Origin of the sequence: Thalassobaculum sp. (genome assembly GCF_040219615.1) — a bacterium.
Taxonomy (GTDB): domain Bacteria; phylum Pseudomonadota; class Alphaproteobacteria; order Thalassobaculales; family Thalassobaculaceae; genus Thalassobaculum_A.
Map to the genome: position 1 here is coordinate 388,857 of NZ_JAVJSE010000038.1, position 17,463 is coordinate 406,319.

The 17,463-nt window shown below is 70.2% G+C and carries 16 protein-coding genes; 6 read left to right on the top strand and 10 right to left on the bottom strand.

The window, feature by feature from the left end; genetic code table 11:
• Position 1: 1 nt before the first annotated feature.
• The 3 genes from RIC31_RS20625 to RIC31_RS20635 are packed head-to-tail and all read right to left on the bottom strand — an operon-like array spanning position 2 to position 4,769.
• On the bottom strand, positions 2–1,525 hold the full coding sequence (locus tag RIC31_RS20625) for a monovalent cation/H+ antiporter subunit D (protein ID WP_350112133.1): 1,524 nt from the start codon (positions 1,523–1,525) through the stop codon (positions 2–4).
• Positions 1,525–1,905 (bottom strand): Na+/H+ antiporter subunit C, encoded by a 381-nt coding sequence (locus RIC31_RS20630; protein ID WP_350112135.1) that lies wholly within the window; start codon positions 1,903–1,905, stop codon positions 1,525–1,527. Before RIC31_RS20630 ends, RIC31_RS20625 begins: the two co-directional genes overlap by 1 nt.
• Positions 1,905–4,769 (bottom strand): monovalent cation/H+ antiporter subunit A, encoded by a 2,865-nt coding sequence (locus RIC31_RS20635; RefSeq protein WP_350112138.1) that lies wholly within the window; start codon positions 4,767–4,769, stop codon positions 1,905–1,907. Before RIC31_RS20635 ends, RIC31_RS20630 begins: the two co-directional genes overlap by 1 nt.
• A 558-nt stretch (positions 4,770–5,327) precedes the next feature.
• On the opposite strand from RIC31_RS20635, the gene RIC31_RS20640 reads away from it, so the two are divergent.
• From RIC31_RS20640 to RIC31_RS20650, 3 genes are all read left to right on the top strand, one after another.
• Positions 5,328–6,899, top strand: coding sequence for an ATP-binding protein (locus RIC31_RS20640; RefSeq protein ID WP_350112141.1), 1,572 nt, complete (start codon positions 5,328–5,330; stop codon positions 6,897–6,899).
• Entirely contained in the window at positions 6,877–7,494 is a 618-nt protein-coding gene (locus tag RIC31_RS20645) for a response regulator transcription factor (protein ID WP_350112143.1), read from the top strand. The genes RIC31_RS20640 and RIC31_RS20645 overlap by 23 nt, the downstream gene beginning before the upstream one ends.
• Before the next feature lie 374 nt (positions 7,495–7,868).
• Positions 7,869–8,423 carry a PAS domain-containing protein gene (locus RIC31_RS20650; protein ID WP_350112145.1) on the top strand — a complete coding sequence of 185 codons (555 nt, stop codon included), beginning with the start codon at positions 7,869–7,871 and terminating at the stop codon, positions 8,421–8,423.
• Here RIC31_RS20650 and RIC31_RS20655 read toward each other — a convergent pair.
• The 5 genes from RIC31_RS20655 to RIC31_RS20675 all read right to left on the bottom strand — a co-directional run bounded on the left by RIC31_RS20655 (position 8,420) and on the right by RIC31_RS20675 (position 13,331).
• Complete coding sequence (locus RIC31_RS20655) at positions 8,420–9,178, bottom strand: hypothetical protein (protein WP_350112148.1); 759 nt, start codon at positions 9,176–9,178, stop codon at positions 8,420–8,422. The two genes, RIC31_RS20650 and RIC31_RS20655, sit on opposite strands and share 4 nt — an antisense overlap.
• 98 nt (positions 9,179–9,276) lie before the next feature.
• Positions 9,277–10,170 (bottom strand): HpcH/HpaI aldolase/citrate lyase family protein, encoded by an 894-nt coding sequence (locus RIC31_RS20660; protein WP_350112151.1) that lies wholly within the window; start codon positions 10,168–10,170, stop codon positions 9,277–9,279.
• 20 nt (positions 10,171–10,190) lie between these two features.
• Positions 10,191–11,399 carry a CaiB/BaiF CoA transferase family protein gene (locus RIC31_RS20665; protein WP_350112154.1) on the bottom strand — a complete coding sequence of 403 codons (1,209 nt, stop codon included), beginning with the start codon at positions 11,397–11,399 and terminating at the stop codon, positions 10,191–10,193.
• The gene (locus tag RIC31_RS20670; RefSeq protein WP_350112157.1) at positions 11,399–12,334 is read right to left on the bottom strand and encodes an NAD(P)-dependent oxidoreductase; all 936 of its coding nucleotides are present in this window, start codon (positions 12,332–12,334) and stop codon (positions 11,399–11,401) included. The genes RIC31_RS20665 and RIC31_RS20670 overlap by 1 nt, the downstream gene beginning before the upstream one ends.
• Positions 12,335–12,443: 109 nt before the next feature.
• Entirely contained in the window at positions 12,444–13,331 is an 888-nt protein-coding gene (locus RIC31_RS20675) for a LysR family transcriptional regulator (protein WP_350112160.1), read from the bottom strand.
• A 71-nt stretch (positions 13,332–13,402) separates the two neighbouring features.
• On the opposite strand from RIC31_RS20675, the gene RIC31_RS20680 reads away from it, so the two are divergent.
• Positions 13,403–14,422, top strand: a complete 1,020-nt coding sequence (locus RIC31_RS20680; RefSeq protein ID WP_350112163.1) for a permease — start codon at positions 13,403–13,405, stop codon at positions 14,420–14,422.
• 18 nt (positions 14,423–14,440) lie between these two features.
• Here the strand turns inward: RIC31_RS20680 and RIC31_RS20685 are convergent, their stop codons facing one another.
• Complete coding sequence (locus tag RIC31_RS20685; RefSeq protein WP_350112166.1) at positions 14,441–14,839, bottom strand: hypothetical protein; 399 nt, start codon at positions 14,837–14,839, stop codon at positions 14,441–14,443.
• Positions 14,840–14,888: 49 nt separating this feature from the next.
• Here RIC31_RS20685 and RIC31_RS20690 point away from each other — a divergent pair, with 49 nt between their 5' ends.
• On the top strand, positions 14,889–15,896 hold the full coding sequence (locus tag RIC31_RS20690; protein WP_502990137.1) for an RluA family pseudouridine synthase: 1,008 nt from the start codon (positions 14,889–14,891) through the stop codon (positions 15,894–15,896).
• 76 nt (positions 15,897–15,972) lie between these two features.
• A complete protein-coding gene (gene rpoH, locus RIC31_RS20695) occupies positions 15,973–16,869 on the top strand; it encodes an RNA polymerase sigma factor RpoH (protein WP_350112172.1) in 897 nt (298 codons plus the stop codon).
• A gap of 64 nt (positions 16,870–16,933) precedes the next feature.
• Here rpoH and RIC31_RS20700 read toward each other — a convergent pair whose 3' ends face one another.
• On the bottom strand, positions 16,934–17,431 hold the full coding sequence (locus RIC31_RS20700) for a hypothetical protein (protein WP_350112174.1): 498 nt from the start codon (positions 17,429–17,431) through the stop codon (positions 16,934–16,936).
• Positions 17,432–17,463: the final 32 nt, after the last annotated feature.

Consider the following 17,463-nt stretch of genomic DNA (forward strand, 5'->3'; position numbering starts at 1 on the left):
GTCACGACTCCGGGGACGACGCGGCAGGGGCGACGGCGCGGATGTAGAGCTCGCGGTCGAGAAGCTCGGCGGCGGTGGCGTCGGTCGCCTCCAGCACCGCGCCGCCCAGGGCGCTCAGGACGGCGGTTCCAGCGACCAGCGCCGCAACCACCAGGCCGGCGCGCCGCGCCGCCGGCCGCGCCGTATCGGATCGCGAGACCGCGCTCCCCGCCTTCCAGAACACCGTGCTGCCGGCGCGCACGAAGCCGACGAGGAGCAGCACGCCGGTACCGAGGATGACGGCCCAGGCGAGGACCGCGTCATCGGTGCCGCGCAACCCGTCCAGTATCGCGACCTTGCCGACGAAGCCGGACAGCGGCGGCATCCCGACCATTGCCATGCCGCACAGGAAGAACAGGCCGCCGAGCATCAGCGCCTGCGGCACCGGCGCCTCCGGCAGCAACCGATCGGCGACGCGACCGCGACCGGCAGCCACGAGGTCCACCAGCAGGAACAGGGCAGCGCCGATCAGGCAACTGTGCAGCAGGTAGTAGAGCGCGGCCGAGATCTGCTCGGCACCGAGGCCGGCGGCAGCGAGGAGCAGCGTCCCCATCGAGGCCACGGTCGAGTACGAGGCGAGCTGCAGCATGCTGCGGCTGCCCAGCACGCCGATCGCGCCGGCCACAAGCGTCACGGCCGCCGCCGGGACGAGGAGGTCCTGCAACGTGCCGGAGATCCCGGCGGCGTCCCCGGCGAACACCAGGGTGTGCATGCGGATGATCGCGTAGGCGCCAACCTTCGTCAGCACGGCGAACAACGCGGTCGCCGGGGCGGCGCCTGCCGAATAGGCGCTGGGCAGCCACCAGTGGAACGGCACCAGGGCGCATTTCACCGCGAAGACCACGAACAGCAGCAGCGCGCCGACGCGCAGGAGCGCGTGATCCTGCGCCGGCAGCGCCGCCACCCGGACGGCAAGGTCGGCCATGTTGAGGGTGCCGGTGATGCCGTACAGCAGGCCGACGGCGAACAGGAAGATCGTCGAGGCGATCAGGTTGACCGCCGCATACTGGAAGCCGCTCTTCAGCCGCCAGGCGCCGCCGCCGTGCAGCACGAGGCCGTAAGAGGCGATCAGCAGCACTTCGAAGAACACGAAGAGGTTGAAGATGTCGCCGGTCAGGAAGGCGCCATTGATACCCAGCAGCTGGAAATGGAACAGCGTATGGAAATGTGCGCCGCGGCGGTCCCAGCCGATGATGGCGTACAGCACCGCAGCGAGCGCAATCGCCGAAGCCGCAAGCAGCATCAGGGCGGACAGCCGGTCGAGCACCACGACGATGCCGAAGGGTGCAGGCCAATCACCGACGGCATAGGCCTGCGGCCCCTGCTGAGCCATGCCCCACAGGGCGACGCTGATACCAGCGAGCGCCAGCACCGAGGCGACCGAGACCACCCGCCGCGACACGACCGATTCGCGCGGCAGGAACAGCAGCAGAACCGCAGTCAGGGCCGGCAGCACGACCGGCACGATGATCCAGTGGTTGACCATCAGTCCTTCCGCGCCTCCGTACCGAGGTGCCGCGGACCGAAGCCGCGGACCATGTCGGCCTCGCGGATTGCGGAATCGTCGGTGCCGGTATCGAGGAATCCGCGCAGCGCCAGCACCACGACAAGGGCGGTCATCCCAAAGGAGATGACGATCGCGGTCAGCACCAGGGCCTGCGGCAGCGGATCCGAATACGGCGCCCCGCCGTCGGTCAGGACCGGCGGACGGTCGATCGTCAGCCGGCCCATCGCGAACAGGAACAGGTTGACGCCGTAGGACAGCAGGGTCAGGCCGACGACCACCGTCAGCGTGCGCCGCCGCAGCACCAGGTAGACGCCGGCACCGGTGAGAATCCCGATTGCGGAGGCGACGAGCATTTCCATCAGACGCGCTCCTCCTCCTCGATCCTGACAGGCCGGGCCGGAATCGGCCTGCGCTCGCCCGCCGCAGGGCGGTCATCCGCCGGTCTGCGGTCGCCGATGCTCTCGACGGCCGCGATGGTCGCCAGCGCCAGCAGGACCGTCCCTACCACGACCAGGAACACCCCGAGGTCGAAGAGCAGCACCGACGCGAGCTCGACGTCACCGATCAGCGGAATGTGGACATGTCCGTGCGTGCTGGTCAGGAACGGATGGCCGAACGCCCAGGAACCGACCCCGGTCAGGCCGGCAAGCAGCACGCCGGCGGCAATCATGCGTTGCGGGTCGAAGTGGAAGCGCTCGTCCGCCCAGGCATAGCCGCTGGCGACGTACTGCATGATGAAGGCGATGCCGACGACGATGCCCGCAATGAAGCCGCCACCCGGCAAATTGTGGCCACGCAGGAAGATGTACACGCCGGCCGTCAGCACCAACGGCAGCAGCAGCCGGGTCGTGACCACCAGCATGATCGGATGGGCGGATCCGGTGCGGTAGCTCGGCGCCCGCGCCGCCCAGCCCGCCGCCCGGCGAGCCTTGGCACTCAGTTCCAGCAGCGCGAAGATCACCAGGGCGGCAATCCCGAGCACGATGATCTCGCCGAAGGTGTCGTAGCCGCGGAAGTCGACCAGGATCACGTTCACGACATTGGTGCCGCCGCCGCCCGGCCTGGCCTGTGCGAGGTGGTAGTCGGAGATCGGCACGTAGTCCCGCGTCAGCACCGCAAAGGCCAGCAGCCCGGCGCCGAGCCCCGATGCTCCCGCGAGGCCGGCATGCGCCATACGCAGCGGCGCGCCGGTCTCGCGCGGCGTCGTCTTGGGCAGCAGGTTCAGAGCCAACAGCAGCAGGATGGTGGTCACGACCTCGACCGAGATCTGTGTCAGCGCCAGGTCGGGCGCGGAGAAGTGCAGGAATGTCAGCGAGACCACAAGTCCGGCAACGGCGGTGACCAGCAGCAGCAGCAACCGGTCCCGATGCCGAACGACGGCAATGCCGCAGGCCACCGCCAGGACGCCCCAACCGACGACGGCAGGAAGGCTGGGCTCGAGCATCGCTCGCGTACCGGCGCCGTGCGGACCGGTGAGGAAGCCGAAGACGCCGAGAGCGACGGTGGCGAGCATGATGACGAGCGCGTAGCGCGTGAGGTCCTCATTCTGCAGCGTCCGCACGAGCGCCTGCGACGCGGCGGCCCCGCCGCGCACGCTGGCGTCGAATATCGCCTTGGCCTCGGGCCGGGGCAGTGCGATGCGGATCCGGTCGATCGGTGAGTACACGACGAGGATGGCCACGCCGCCGAGCAGGGCAGCAACGCTCATGCCGAGCGCGGGCGTGAGGCCGTGCCAGAGCGCCAGCTGGAACTCCGGAAGGTCGCCGCCAACCACCGCCGCCGCCACGACTTCCACCAGCGGCTGCGCCAGTGCAGGCCAGAGGCCAAGGACGATCGCCGGTACGACCAGGACCGCGACCGGCAGCCACATGCCGGCCGGCGGGTCATGCGGATGTGCGTCGACCGGATGCCGCTCCTCGCCGAAGAACACCATCCCCGCCAGCCGGGCCGAGTAGGCCACCGAGAACAGGGCACCCAGGGTGGCAAGCAGCGGCACCAGCCAGGCTTGCCCGGCGTAGACCGCGTGAGATGCCGATTCGAGCATCATCTCCTTGGAGACGAAGCCGTTCAGCAACGGCACCCCGGCCATCGCGGCCGCGGCCGTGACCGCCAGCGCCGCGGTCACCGGCATGGCCCGCCGCAGGCCGCCGAGCCGCGCCATGCTGCGGGTGCCGGTCTCGTGGTCGACGATACCGGCGCTCATGAACAGGGCGGCCTTGAACAATGCGTGGTTCAGGATGTGCAGGACGGCGGCCACGGCCGCCATCTTGGTGCCGAACCCGAGCAGCATGGTGATCAGCCCGAGATGGCTGACCGTGGAGTAGGCGAGCACCGCCTTCAGGTCGTCCTTGAAGATCGCGATCCAGGCGCCGACGAGCATGGTCGCCAGGCCGATCGGCGCGACTGTCAGGAACCATGCCTCGGTCTCGCCGAACACCGGCCACAGCCGCGCCAGCAGGAAGATCCCGGCCTTCACCATGGTAGCGGAGTGCAGGTAGGCAGACACCGGCGTCGGCGCCGCCATGGCGTGCGGCAGCCAGAAGTGAAACGGGAACTGCGCCGACTTGGTGAAGGCGCCGAGCAGGATCAGCGCCAGTGCCGGGCCGAACAGCGGCGACGACTGCACCGCGTCGGCACGGCCGATGATCTCGCTGAGCTCGTAGGTGCCGGCGATGCCGCCCAGCAGCAGCACGCCCGCGAACAAGGCGAGGCCGCCGCCGCCGGTGATGGCCAGCGCCATCCGCGCGCCCTGCCGCGACTCCGCCAGATGGTTCCAGTAGCCGATCAGCAGGAAGGAGGAGAGGCTCGTCAGTTCCCAGAACACCAGCATCAGAATGATGTTGTCGCTCAGCACGATGCCGAGCATCGCCCCCTGGAACAGCAGCAGGGAGGCGAAGAACCGTCCGGGCGGATCGGACGGGGCGAGGTAGTACCGGCCATAAACGATGACCAGCACGCCCATGATGAGGATCAGCGCCGCGAAGAACAGGCCGAGCCCGTCGACGAAGAACGACAGTGCGAGACCGATCTGCGGGATCCATGGCACATGGAAGCCCACCGGCTCGCCGCGCATCACCGCCGGGGCGACCGACAGCAGCACCGTCAGCGCCGCGAGGCTCGCGGTCGCGGCGACCGCCGCGCACCCTGCCCGGCCCTGGCGGCCGGCGAGCGCCGGAAGCACCGCCCCGAGTGTCGGGATCAACACGACCAGAGGCACGTACATTCGTTTTGTTGCTCGCCTTGCCGAAGTCGACGGTGACCAGGGACCCTTGCGCGCCCGCGTCCTTGGAGCGCGCCCGATTGCCCCCGGCGCCAGTTGCCGGTGGGATCCAGGCTTATTGGAGGACAGAGATCAGGAGGATGGCCCCCAGTATGAGTGCCGCCGGAATCGTCCAGTTGCGCTCGATGTCATTGATAATCGATAGAACAACCGGCCTGCGCTCACTCGATCTCCCGTCATCCTTCGCAAAACCCCCGTCGGACTCCGCAGGTACCTGCTGTTCTTGATCGGGGTTCGACGCGTACTTCCATTGATCAGCCATTCCAGATCATCCGCCGGCATGTCGCGATGACCGCTCGGTTTTGCGATCGTCATTGAAAGTCAGTTGGAAGGTGGTGGTCGGCAAGCTGTGGCTGTCACCCTGGCGAGAGTCCGTCCGTGCACAACCGCCGGCGCTACTCCCTCCGTAGAAGCCCTCTAGTGCATTACCGTCGGGATGAACCGATATGCGGGGTAAGCGCGGTGCTGGATGGGAATCGAGACAACAGGGGCTGGACCTTCGTGCGGATCGCCATTGCCTGGCCACTCTGGATCGCGGCGTATGTGGCGCTCGACTACGTGAGCTTCATCGACTCGTACCGCGGCCTGGCGATCACCCCCTGGAACCCCTCGGCCGGCCTGGCCGTGGCCCTGGTGCTGCTGCGCGGACTGCCGAGTGCGCCGGTGGCGCTCGTGGCGCCTGTTCTGGCCGGGATACTGGTGCGCGGCGGCATGGTGCCGGCCTCGGTGCATCTCGTGGAGGGCTTGCTGTTCGGCGGCAGCTACCTGATCGCAGGCCTTCTCGGGCGGCGCAGCGCCGCGCTCGACACGCGCCTCCAGACGCCGCGCCACACGCTGCTGCTGATGGCGACGGCGCTCGGCGCCAGTGCGATGGCGGCGTTCAGTTACGACGCGGTGCTGATCCTGGCCGGCATACTGGAGCCGGACGAGATCCCCGACGCCTTCCTGCGCTTCTTCGTCGGCGACCTGATCGGTATGCTCATCGTCACGCCGGCGTTGCTGCTGCTGTTCCACAGGCGGCTGCCGACGCCGGGCTGGGAGGTGGTCGCGCCGATCGCAACGATGGTGCTGGCCTTCGGCGCGATCTTCGCTGTCCCGCATGCTCGCGAGTTTCAGCTGTTCTACCTGCTGTTCGTGCCGCTGCTGTGGTTCTCGTTCCGGGATGGCATTGCGGGGGCTGCGATCGCGCTGTGCCTGATCCAGGTCGGCCTGATCGTCGCTGTCTCCCTGCGCCGGGACGCCCTGGCCGACCTCGTCTCCTTCCAGATGCTGATGATCTCGCTCGCCGCGACCGGGCTGGTCTTCGGCAGCCTCATCGATCAGCAGCGGGCTGCGGCGCTGCGGTTGCGCCAGCAGCAAATGGCTCTCGGCCGGGCGCTGCGCCTGCGGTCAATGGGTGAGGTCGCGACCTCGATCGCGCATCAGATCAACCAGCCGATCACCTCGATCAGGACTTATGCCGGCCTCGCCCGCGAGGCGCTGCAGGCCGGCAAGTTGGACGACGCCGCCGACACGATCGCCCGCATCCGCGCCGAGTGCGATCGTGCGGGATCAATCGTCCATTCGACCAGGAACCTGGTTCGACGGGAGACGGTTCAGCCGCGACTGGTACGGGTGGATGAACTGCTGGCGGACGTGCGCGGCCTGCTGGTCGACCGGCTCGGCAGCGTGCACTTGGCGGTCGACCTGTCGCCGGAAGCCAGGACGGTGTTCTGCGATCCGGTCCAGGTCGAGCAGGCGCTGTACAACATCCTGGACAACGCCATCGACGCGGTCGAGACCACCGGTCTCCATGGAGAGGTATCGGTCACGGTGGACTCGGACGGGCAGACCGTCGAATTCACGGTGGCCGACTCCGGCCCCGGCTTCGCTCCGGGGATCCTGGACTACGGGGTGACGCCGCTTGTCACGACGAAGGCCAATGGAACCGGCATAGGCCTGTCGGTCGCGCGCTCGGTAGCCGAGGTTCACGGCGGGTCCCTGGCGATAACCAGCGGTGCCACAGGAACGATCGTAAGATTGCGCATAGCCCAGATCGGATTGAAGACAGATGAGCACGGTAGCACTCGTTGACGATGATCCCGGCGTGCTGGATGCGTTGGGGACGCTGCTTGCCAGCCGGGGACATGCCGTGGATCGCTACGCCAACGCGACCGAGTTCCTGGCGGCGCCGCCGGCCTGTGGGTGCGTGCTCAGCGACGTTCGCATGCCGGGCCTGAACGGACTCGAACTGCTCGCGTCTCTGCAGGCAGCCGGCGACCCGCGGCCCGTCATCCTGCTGACGGCGCATGGCGACGTCGAGATGGCGGTGCGGGCGCTCAAGCAGGGTGCGTTCGATTTCATCGAGAAGCCCTTCGAGGAGGAGCGGCTGCTCGGTGCCGTCGCCAAGGCCGTCGAGGCCGGTCAGGCGACCGCGGTCCGAATGACGGAGCTCACGGACCTGCGGCAGCGCTACGAGACACTTTCGGACCGTCAGCGCGAGGTCATGTGGCTGGTGGTCGCCGGCTACGCCAACAAAGAGATCTCGGCTCGCCTCGGGATCAGCATCCGCACGGTGGAGACCTATCGCGCCTGGGCCTTCGAGAAAATGGGGGCGAAGACCCTGGCCGAGCTGGTGCGCCACGGCATCGCGCTCGAAGAGGCGCTCGGCGAGCGGGAGAAGCCCTGACCCGACGCCGTGGCGCCCGTCTCTGCCCGGCGAAGGATTTCGACGGCACCCGGCAGCCGGTCTTCTGTGTCGAAAAGCGGCGTGCGTCGCAGCGCACCGCCAGCCTGCTTCCGTCCGGCCTCTGGAGCACGGCGTCCGGGTCCGTCTGCGCGTGCCGGTCGCACAGCGCCAGAGCCTTGGCCGAGCGGTCCCGCAGCATGGTCGGCGGCTGGCGGTCCGGCGAGAGCGGAGCTGTATCGACGTCGGGGCTGGTGTCCCGCCGCCTGGCGATTAACAGCACGTTAGGAGCTTCGTGCGATTGTCGACACCGCGCGGCAGCCGCGCGCCGGTGCAGCCGCCCGGACAGACTTCGCCAAGGGTCGCCACGCAACGCCATGATCAGCTTTCGAAGTCGCCTGTGCCAGTCACTCTACGAGTACTGGCTCGGTCTGCCGAAGCCGGCCGGTGGGATCCTGCCGCTGAAGAGTGCGCTCGACCCGGCGGCGATTCCGCGGCTGCTGCCGCGCGTCGTGCTGCACGACCTGCGCCAGCCCGGGCGCTCGATCATCCGGCTTGCCGGTACCGGCATGGCCGCGCAGTACGGCTTCGACCCGTCCGGCCACGACTACATCCAGTACGTGGCGCCCGAGCGCCGGGAGTCGGCCCTGGGCGAACTGATCAAGGTCGCCGGCCATCCCTGCGGCATGAAGGTACTGATCGAGCAGATCCAGCCGTCCGGCGCGGGCATCGTCAGCGAGTCCGCCGGCTTTCCGTTCGAGTCGGATGACGGCGGCGGGCGCTTCCTGCTGTTCGTCGACGAACCGCTGGACCGGCCGAACTACTACGATCCCCTGCGCAAGCCGCTGGAGGTCCTGACCGTGCACGAACGCCTGTACATCGATATCGGCGCCGGCGTGCCGTCGGCAGCGACGGAGCCTCGCAAGGCCTAGCCCGCGGTCGACGGCCGGGCGAGAGAATCACCGGGTTCGCCGGTCGCGGCCTCTGCGTCCCGCAGCACCGCTGCCGGATCGAGCAAATCGCGCAGGTTGCGTCTTATCTCCTGCCAGCGGAACCGCACGGAATTCAGGACGATCGGCTCGTCGACCTGCTTGAGCTCGTCGACGATCGGCGCCCAGCGCACCAGCGCCGGGGGACTCTCGACGAAGGCCTCGCCGTCGTCGGAGACCGTCGTCCAGTCGCACGCCTCGATCCTGGCCAGCACGGCGCGCGCGGTGTCGGGGAACGCCGGTCCGGCGTCCGACGGCGTCCCGGTCTCAGCCAGGATCTGCGAGACCGCCGCATGAACGATGGCTCCGGCGCGGGCCGCGACCTCGGGCCGGTCGCGGGTCAGCAGTCCGCCGGCGAAGACCGCCAGGTCCGACAGGCAGGCCAGCCACATCTGCCACTTTGCGACGTTGATCGAGCCGATGAAGCCGTCGTCGTGGAACAGCTCCGGGTACCGCATACCGGCGCGGGTGCGTACATAGCCGTACAGCGAGGTCTGAGCGACGTGGCTGGCCCGGGTCTCCAGGAACCGCTTGAGGCCGTCGCGGTCGACGATCGGCTGCCGCCGGCGGCTGCGGCCCATCCCGACGTAGTCGCGGATGGTGGACCACAGCTCCCGCGGCCGGCGCAGCGCCCGCAGCATCTCGGCCAGCCCGGTGGAAAGGGCTTCCGGCTGCTCGACCTGTTTGACACGCCGCATGCCCGCCCCCCTCGTCCGACGGCCGCGCACCGGCCTGTTCCGGCAAGCCTAGGCAGGTTCGCGGGACCGGGCAACCGTACCGAAGCCGGTCTCCGCGATCAGGATCGGCGGGCCGCGATCCGGTCGCGGGCAGCCAGGACCCGGCGGGCCCGGTCGACGATCGGCTTGTCGATCATCCTGCCCTCATACGCGACCGCCCCCAGGCCGGCGGCCAGCGCCGACTCGAACGCCGCGAGCAGGCCCTCGGCATGGGCGACCTCGGCCGCGCTGGGCGCAAAGGCGGCGTTCAGCACCGGCACCTGCGCCGGATGGATCGCCATGCCACCCTCCGACCCGGCCCGCCGGCCGGCCTCGGCGCAGCGCCGGAACAGCTCCAGGTCGGTGAACTCGGCGATCGAGCCCGGATAGCCGATCGGCATCACCCCGGCCTCGCGCGCCGCCAGCCGGACCGCCGCCTCGTAGGGCGCCAGCATCTCCGGATCGGGTTCCGGCAGGCCCAGGTCGGCCGCCAGGTCCTCGCCGCCGGCGACGATCCCGGCGACCCTCGGGCCCTTGGCGATCTCGCGGACCTCGGCGATGCCCTGGGCGGTCTCGACCAGCACGCAGAACCGGATCCCGCCGACCGGCAGGCCGCGCTCGGCCTCCAGCTCGCCGACCACCTGGTCGATCTCGACGAGGTGATGGCGCGAGTCGACCTTCGGCAGGCACAGGCCGGTCACCCCGGCGACCACCGATGCCTCCAGGTCCGGCAGCGCCAGCCGCCAAGGCCGGTTGATGCGCACCAGCAGCTCGCCGCCGCCGGCCGCCACGGTCGGCACCGCCGTCGCCAGCGCCGCGCGCGCCGCCGCCTTGCCGTCCGGCGGGATCGAGTCCTCGAGATCCAGGATCACCCCGTCGGCGCCGCGGCCCGCCGCCTTGGCGACGAACCGCTCGGCGGTCGCCGGCACATACAGCAGAGACCGCCACAGCGGCGGCTCGCCCCGTCCGGCCATTGTCCTCGCCTCGCCCGTCATCACAGTGCTCCTTCCGCCGCCAGCGCCGCCGGGTCGTGCCCCAGCCCCCGCCAGATCTCGTCGTTGTGCTCGCCCAGCTCCGGCGCCGGCCGGCGCAGCCGTCCCGGAGTCTCCGAGAGCCGCGGGATGACGTTGTGCATGGCCAGCCGGCCGGTATCGGCGTCCGGCAGCGAGACGATCACCTCGCGGTCGAGCGGGTACGGGTGCTCGGCGAGCTGGGCCACGTCGGCGACCGCCCCGACCGTCACCCCGGCCTTCTCGAAGATCGCCAGGCACTCCTCCTGGGTGCGTTCGGCCATGAACGCAGCGACGATCGGGTCGAGCTCGTGGTTGTTGCGCACCCGGTCGGTATTGGTGCGGAAACGCGGATCGTCGATCAGCTCCGGCCGGCCGATGGTCCGGAACAGCCGCTCGGCCATGGCCTGCATCGAGCCGCTGAGGGCCACGTACTTGCCGTCGTTGCACCGGTAGACGTTGCGCGGTGCGGTCTGGTTGGACAGCGAGCCGAGCCGCTCGGGCACCCGCCCGGACAGGTCGTAGTTGGCGACGATCGGGCCGAGCACCGAATGGATCGGGTCGAACAGCGGCAGGTCGATCACCTGGCCGCGCCCGCCCTTGGCCTCGATCTCGCGGATCGCCACCATCACCGAGAACGCGCCGTACAGGCCGGCGATCATGTCGGCGAGCGCCAGCGGCGGCAGCACCGGCGGCCGGTCGCCGAAGCCGTTCATGGCGGCGAACCCGCTCATCGCCTCGACCAGGCTGCCGAAGCCCGGCTTGTGCGCCCACATGCCGTCCTGGCCCCAGCCTGAGATGCGCACCACGATCAGGTCCGGGTTGCGGGCGTGCAGCACGTCCGGCCCGATGCCCATGGCCTCGAGCGTGCCGGGCTTGAAGTTCTCGACCAGCACCCGCGACGTCGCCGCCAGATCCAGCATCAGGTCGACCGCCCTCGGATGACGGAAGTCCAGGGTGACGCTCTTCTTGTTGCGGCAGTAGACCTTCCAGTGCGTCGACACGCCCTCGGTCTTCCAGTTCCGCAGGTCGTCGCCGACCTTCGGCTTCTCGATCTTGATCACCTCGGCGCCATGGTCCGCGAGGACGTGGGTCACCGCATTGCCGGCGACCAGACGCGACAGGTCCAGCACGCGGACCCCGTCGAGCGCCCCGGGCGCCTCCGGTTCCCAGGACTTTTCGACGCCGCTCATCAAGCATTCCCTTCCAGGCTGGAAATCACCGCATCGGCGATCATCGCGCCGATGCGGGCGTTGCTCTCCTCCGTCACGCCCGCGATATGCGGGGTGAGGACGAGATTCGGGCAATCCGCGAACACCGCCCCCGCCGATCGCGGGAGCGGCTCGACCTCGAACACGTCGAGGGCGGCGCCGGCGATGGCCCCGGCGCGCAGGGCCCCGGCCAGGGCGGCTTCATCCACCACGCCGCCACGCGCGGCATTGATCAGCACCGCGTCTGGCCGCATGGCCGACAGCGCGGCGGCATCGACCAGATGGCGGGTCGCCTCGGTCAGCGGGACATGCAGGGAGACGGCGTCGGCCGCGGCCAGCAGCGCTGGCAGGGTCTCGGCCCGGGTCGCATCGCCCCAGGCCGGGTCGCCCGCCGGCACGAACGGGTCGAAGGCGGCGATCGTCATGCCGAGCGCGCGAGCCCGCGCCGCGGTCTTGCGGGCGACCGCGCCGTAGCCGACCAGCCCCAGGGTCTTGCCGGACGCTTCGCGGCCGATCAGCCGGGTCCGCGGCCAGGCGCCGCCCGCGACCTCGCCGGTTGCCGCGAAGGCACCGCGCAGCAGGTGCAGGACCATGGCGACCACGTATTCGGCCACCGAGTCGTCGCCGGTACCGACCGCAGGCACCACCGTCACGCCGCGCGCCTCGGCCGCTGCCAGGTCGATGTTGTCGAGATTGACGCCGAGCCGCCCGACGATCCGCAGCCGCGGCGCCTCCGCCAGCAGTTCGTCGGTCACGCTGGTCCGGTTGCGGACCACCAGGGCCCGGGCGCGCGCCAGCAGCCGCGGGATGCGCTCCGCCCGCTCGGCCAGGCCGGGGTCGTAGACGGTGTCGAAACGCTCGGCGAGCCGCGCCACGCTGGGCGCGTCCATGAACTCGGTGATGACGATGTCGGGCATCGGGGAAGTCCGAGGCGGGGAACGGTCGTCGGACGATAGCGATCCTGCGGGCCCAGGTGAAGATCGCAGGGCCCGGGTCGCAGTCCGCCCCGCTCGCTGCCCGGCGCACCTACGCCCGGGGAAGGCCGCCGGGCGCGAACGCCGCCGACACGATCGCCGCCAGCTGGTCCGTCACCCCGGCCGGCGCGCCCGCGGAGCGGGTGAGCACGAGGTCGGTGTCGCCGAGGGCCGGGAGTACCCCGTCCGCCAGCGGCCGCAGCCCGTCGGTCAGCGCGCTGCGCGGCAGCACGCCGACGGCGACCCCGGCGGCGATGGCGGCCCGGATCCCGGCGACGCTCTCGCTGGTGCAGACGACTCGGTGGTCCAGTTCCGATCGCCCCAGCAGGTCCAGGCAGCGCTCGCGCCACCAGCAGCTCTTGTCGAACAGGGCGAGCGGCAGCGGTCGCCGGCCCTCGGCGTCGTGCAGAACCGACCCGGCCCACACGGCGGCTTCCCGGTGGACGATACGGTCGCCGGCCGAGACCTGTTCCGGCGAGTGCAGGGCGAGATCCAGGTCGCCGGCGGCCAGCATCCGGGGGAACTCGGCACTCGAACCGCACCGTAGGAACAAGCGGGCATCCGGCCGGCGTCGCGTGAACGCCGCCAGGATCCCGGGCAGCATCGTGTCGCCGTATTCCTCGGGGACGCCGAAACGGATCTCCGACGCCCCCTGGCCGCCGCGCAAGGCGGTCATGGTCCGGTCGAGGGTGTCGACCACCCGGCGCGCGACCGGCAGCAGCTGCTCGCCGGCGGCGGTCAGCGACACCCCTCGGCCGTGGCGCCGGAACAGGCGCTGACCGACCGTGTCTTCCAGCTTCTGCACCTGCAGGCTGACGGCAGACTGGGTCCGCAGGAGACGGGTCGCGCCGCCGCTGACGCTGCCCGCCTCGAGCACGGCAAGGAAGGTGCGCAACAGGTCGCTGTCCAGATGGCCACCACGTCTATCGATCAAACTCATGGCTGATATTTAAGCTATACGATTTGCGCATGAAAGCGGTGGCGGTATGACGGTCATCGGAGGATGACCCCATGATGTCCGCGCTGCAGCAGCTTCGCCGACGCCCGATCCTCGCCGCCGGTGCCGCCCTGGCGGCGGCGGCCGTGGCATCGTCGCCGACCGCCGCGGCCGAGACCCTGGCCTTCGTTGTCCGGGGTCTCCTCGAGGTCGCGCCGGTCGTCGGCGTCGGGCTCCTGCTGGCGGCATGGGTGACGGCGAGCGGCGTCGGCGACGTGACCGCGCGACTGTTCCGGGGCAATCCGGCGACCGTGGTCGTCATCGCATCGGCGATCGGCGCCGTCACCCCGGTCTGCGGCGCCACCGTCCTGCCGCTGATGACCGGCTTCCTGGCGGCCGGCGTGCCGCTCGCCCCGATCATGGCGTTCTGGCTGTCGTCGCCGGTTACCGATCCGGGACTGTTCGCGGCGACCTGGGCGGTGCTCGGTCCCGCCTTCGCCGTCGGCAAGACCGTGGCTGCCTTCGCCCTCGGGTTGCTGGCCGGCGCCGGAACGGCGGCCTTCGGCGCGACCGACATGGTCCGGCACCCGCTGCGCGCGCGCCGGGGCGCCGCCCACCCCGCCTGCCGCACCGGCTCGGCGCCCGGCTACGGTCCCCGGATCTGGCGGGACCCGGCGCGGATGCGCGTGTTCCGGGCCGAACTGCTGTGGATGGCCCGGCTGGTCACGCTCTGCCTGGCCGGGGCCTTCGCCGCCGAACACCTGCTGCGCGATCTGCTGCCGCCGGACATGATCGCCTCGGCCGTCGGGAGCGGATCGCCCTACGCCATCCCCGTAGCGGTCACGGTCGGGGCGCCACTCTATCTCGACGGCTACGCGGCACTGCCGCTGGTGCGCGGCCTGCTGGAACTCGGCATGGCCCCCGGCGCCGCGCTCGGCTTCCTGGTCGCCGGCAGCGCGGTCAGCATCTGGGGCGTGCTGGCGGTCGTCCCGGTCCTGCGGGCGTCGACCGCGGTCCTGTTCGTGGCGCTCGCCGTCGCCGGCTCGCTGGCCGCCGGCTACACCTTCGAGGGGTTCTGGGCGCTGCTTACCTGACCCCGGGGAATGGCGACCTCACGGCTGCAGCGGGTCCGGCTCCAGCCGGATCAGGCCGAGCCGGCGGCCGTTCTCCAGGTCGACCACCATCAGCGCCTTGTCGCGGCCGGCGAGCTGCAGGTGCAGCACCAGCCGGCGCTGGTCCATGGTCATGTCGAGGATTCGGGCCCGCGGCGGCAGCTGCAGCGCGATCTCGCCGAACGCCGTCGGCGGTGCCGCCGCGACCGCCACGGCGGGCTGGGCCCCGGCCTCCTTGTCGCCGGCCCCGCCGACCCGCTTGGCGACGGTCACGCCGAGCACGCCGATGCCGACCACGATCATGATGGCCATCACCGCCGCCGCCACCTTGACCGCCCCGAGATACGGCACCACCGGCCGCTTCTCCGGGGTTCCGCCTTGCCCTATGGTGCCGGCCATGATTTCCGATCCCTCGTGCCCGCTTCCGGGCGAGACTGCAGTTTCGTCCGTGGTCATCGTCGACGCCTCGCCGGAGGCGCTCGCCGCGCAGCCGGGCGACCGGATCGACCGCTGGCTGGCGCACAGCCTCGGCGCCCGCGACGACGTCCCGCCGCTGTCCCGCAACCGATTGAAATCACTCATACTGGACGGTCAGGTCAGCGCCGACGGCGCGACCATATCCGACCCCTCGGATTCGGTCAAACCGGGTGCCCGCTACCGGATCGTGGTGCCGCCGGCGGCGCCGGCCGAACCGGAGGCGCAGGACCTTCCGCTGACGGTGGTGTACGAGGACGCGGCGCTGATCGTGATCGACAAGCCGGCCGGCATGACCGTGCATCCGGCCCCGGGCGCCCCCGACGGCACCCTGGTGAACGCGCTGATCGCGCATTGCGGCGACAGCCTGTCCGGGATCGGCGGCGTCCGGCGGCCGGGCATCGTGCACCGCATCGACAAGGATACCAGCGGCCTGCTGGTGGTCGCGAAAAACGACGCCGCGCACCACGCGCTCGCCCGGCTGTTCGCCGAGCACACCATCGAGCGGGTCTACCGGGCGATCTGCTGGGGCGTGCCGGTGCCGCCGGCCGGCCGGATCGAGGGTGCGATCGGCCGGCATCCGCGGGACCGGGTGCGCATGGCGGTGCGGCCCGAGGGATCCGGCAAGCCGGCGGTCACGCGCTACCGCACGCTCCGCCGGTTCGGCGACGCCGCCGCCCTTCTGGAATGCCGTCTGGAGACCGGCCGCACCCATCAGATCCGCGTCCATCTGGCCCATGTCGGGCATCCGCTGGTCGGCGACCCGGTCTATGGCCGCGGCCGAACCGCCCGCCTGGGCGGAATTCCCGAGTCGGCAAAGGACCGGCTGCGCGGCTTCGGCCGGCAAGCGCTGCACGCGGCCGTGCTCGGGTTCATACACCCCGTCAGCGGCGAGACCCTGCGCTTCGAGAGCCCTCTCCCAGCGGATCTTGCCGATCTTCTGGGCGGCCTGGAGGGTGCCGGGCAGCATGCCCCTCTTTAAATCAGACCTCGCTGGTCCTATTTTCACCACAAAGGCGGCGCACAAGGCTTTCTAGGACAGACAGGGACCAGATGAGATGGCGGCTCCACGCGCGAGTCTTCCGGCGATCAGTGTCGAGGGAAACCTCTCCCGCTACCTCCAGGAAATCCGGAAATTTCCGATGCTGGAGCCGGGGGAGGAGTATGTCCTCGCCAAGTCGTGGCGCGAGCACGACGACGTCGAGTCCGCCCACAAGCTGGTGACCAGCCATCTGCGGCTGGTCGCCAAGATCGCCATGGGCTACCGGGGCTACGGCCTGCCGCTTGCCGAGCTGATCTCGGAGGGCAACGTCGGCATGATGCAGGCGGTCAAGCGCTTCGACCCGGAGCGCGGGTTCCGGCTCGCGACCTACGCGATGTGGTGGATCCGTGCCTCGATTCAGGAATACATCCTGCATTCCTGGTCGCTGGTGAAGATGGGCACCACCGCGGCGCAGAAGAAGCTGTTCTTCAACCTGCGGCGGCTGAAGGGCCAGATGCAGGCGATCGAGGACGGCGACCTGTCGCCCGAGCGGGTCAAGGCGATCGCCGAGAAGCTCGAGGTCTCGGAGGCCGACGTGGTCTCGATGAACCGCCGCCTGCAGAGCCCCGACCATTCGCTCAACGCACCGCTGCGCCAGGACGGCGAGGGCGAGTGGCAGGACTGGCTGGTCGACGAGGGCCAGAACCAGGAGAGCCGGTTCGCCGAGGACGAGGAACTGTCGAAGCGGCGACGCCTGCTGAACAGCGCCATGGAGACGCTGAACGACCGCGAGCGCCACATCCTCACCGAGCGTCGGCTGCGCGACAATCCGACGACGCTCGAGGACCTGAGCCAGGAATACGACATCAGCCGCGAGCGGGTGCGGCAGATCGAGGTCCGGGCGTTCGAGAAGCTGCAGAAGGCGATCCGCAACGCCGCCATCGAGGAGAAGCTGGTGCAGGAGAACCGCTGACCGCGGCTTCCCCTCGCCTGGCGTCACCGGCCACTGGCTTCACCGGCCACTGGCTTCACTGGCTTCACTGGCCGCGGCCGGGCCGGCCGGTGGCCGGCTTGGTGTCCTCTTCGTCGCGACGGCCGCCGGCGACGCCCGGGCCCCACTCCTCGACCAGGTCGCGCTGGCGCCGCCGCAGGCGCTGGATCCGCTGTTCCGTGCGCATGCCGATGAACATGCCGACGATGCTGGGCGCCACGAAGTAGATCGACCATCCGATCGCGGCCGCCCCGTACATCACCAGCCAGGTGAACGGGTCGGCGATGATCTGGAAGGCCCGCTCGTAGGAGTGGTCCTCGGTCCACAGCGTGATCATGAACGGCAGCACCCCGGTGAAGTTCATCGCGCCCACGCAAAGCGTCGCGTACTTCTCCTTGCGGCGGTCCGAGATCATCGCCCCGACGGTCGGCAGCATGCCGAGCCCCAGGATCAGGATGGTCGGCAGGGTGAACAGCCCGACCACGGCCACGATCAGGCCGAATATCGTGCGCGTGGCGGCAGTGCTGGCCGAGGTGGTGGTCATGGCGATGCTGGCATGGTCGGTCGCTGACAGGA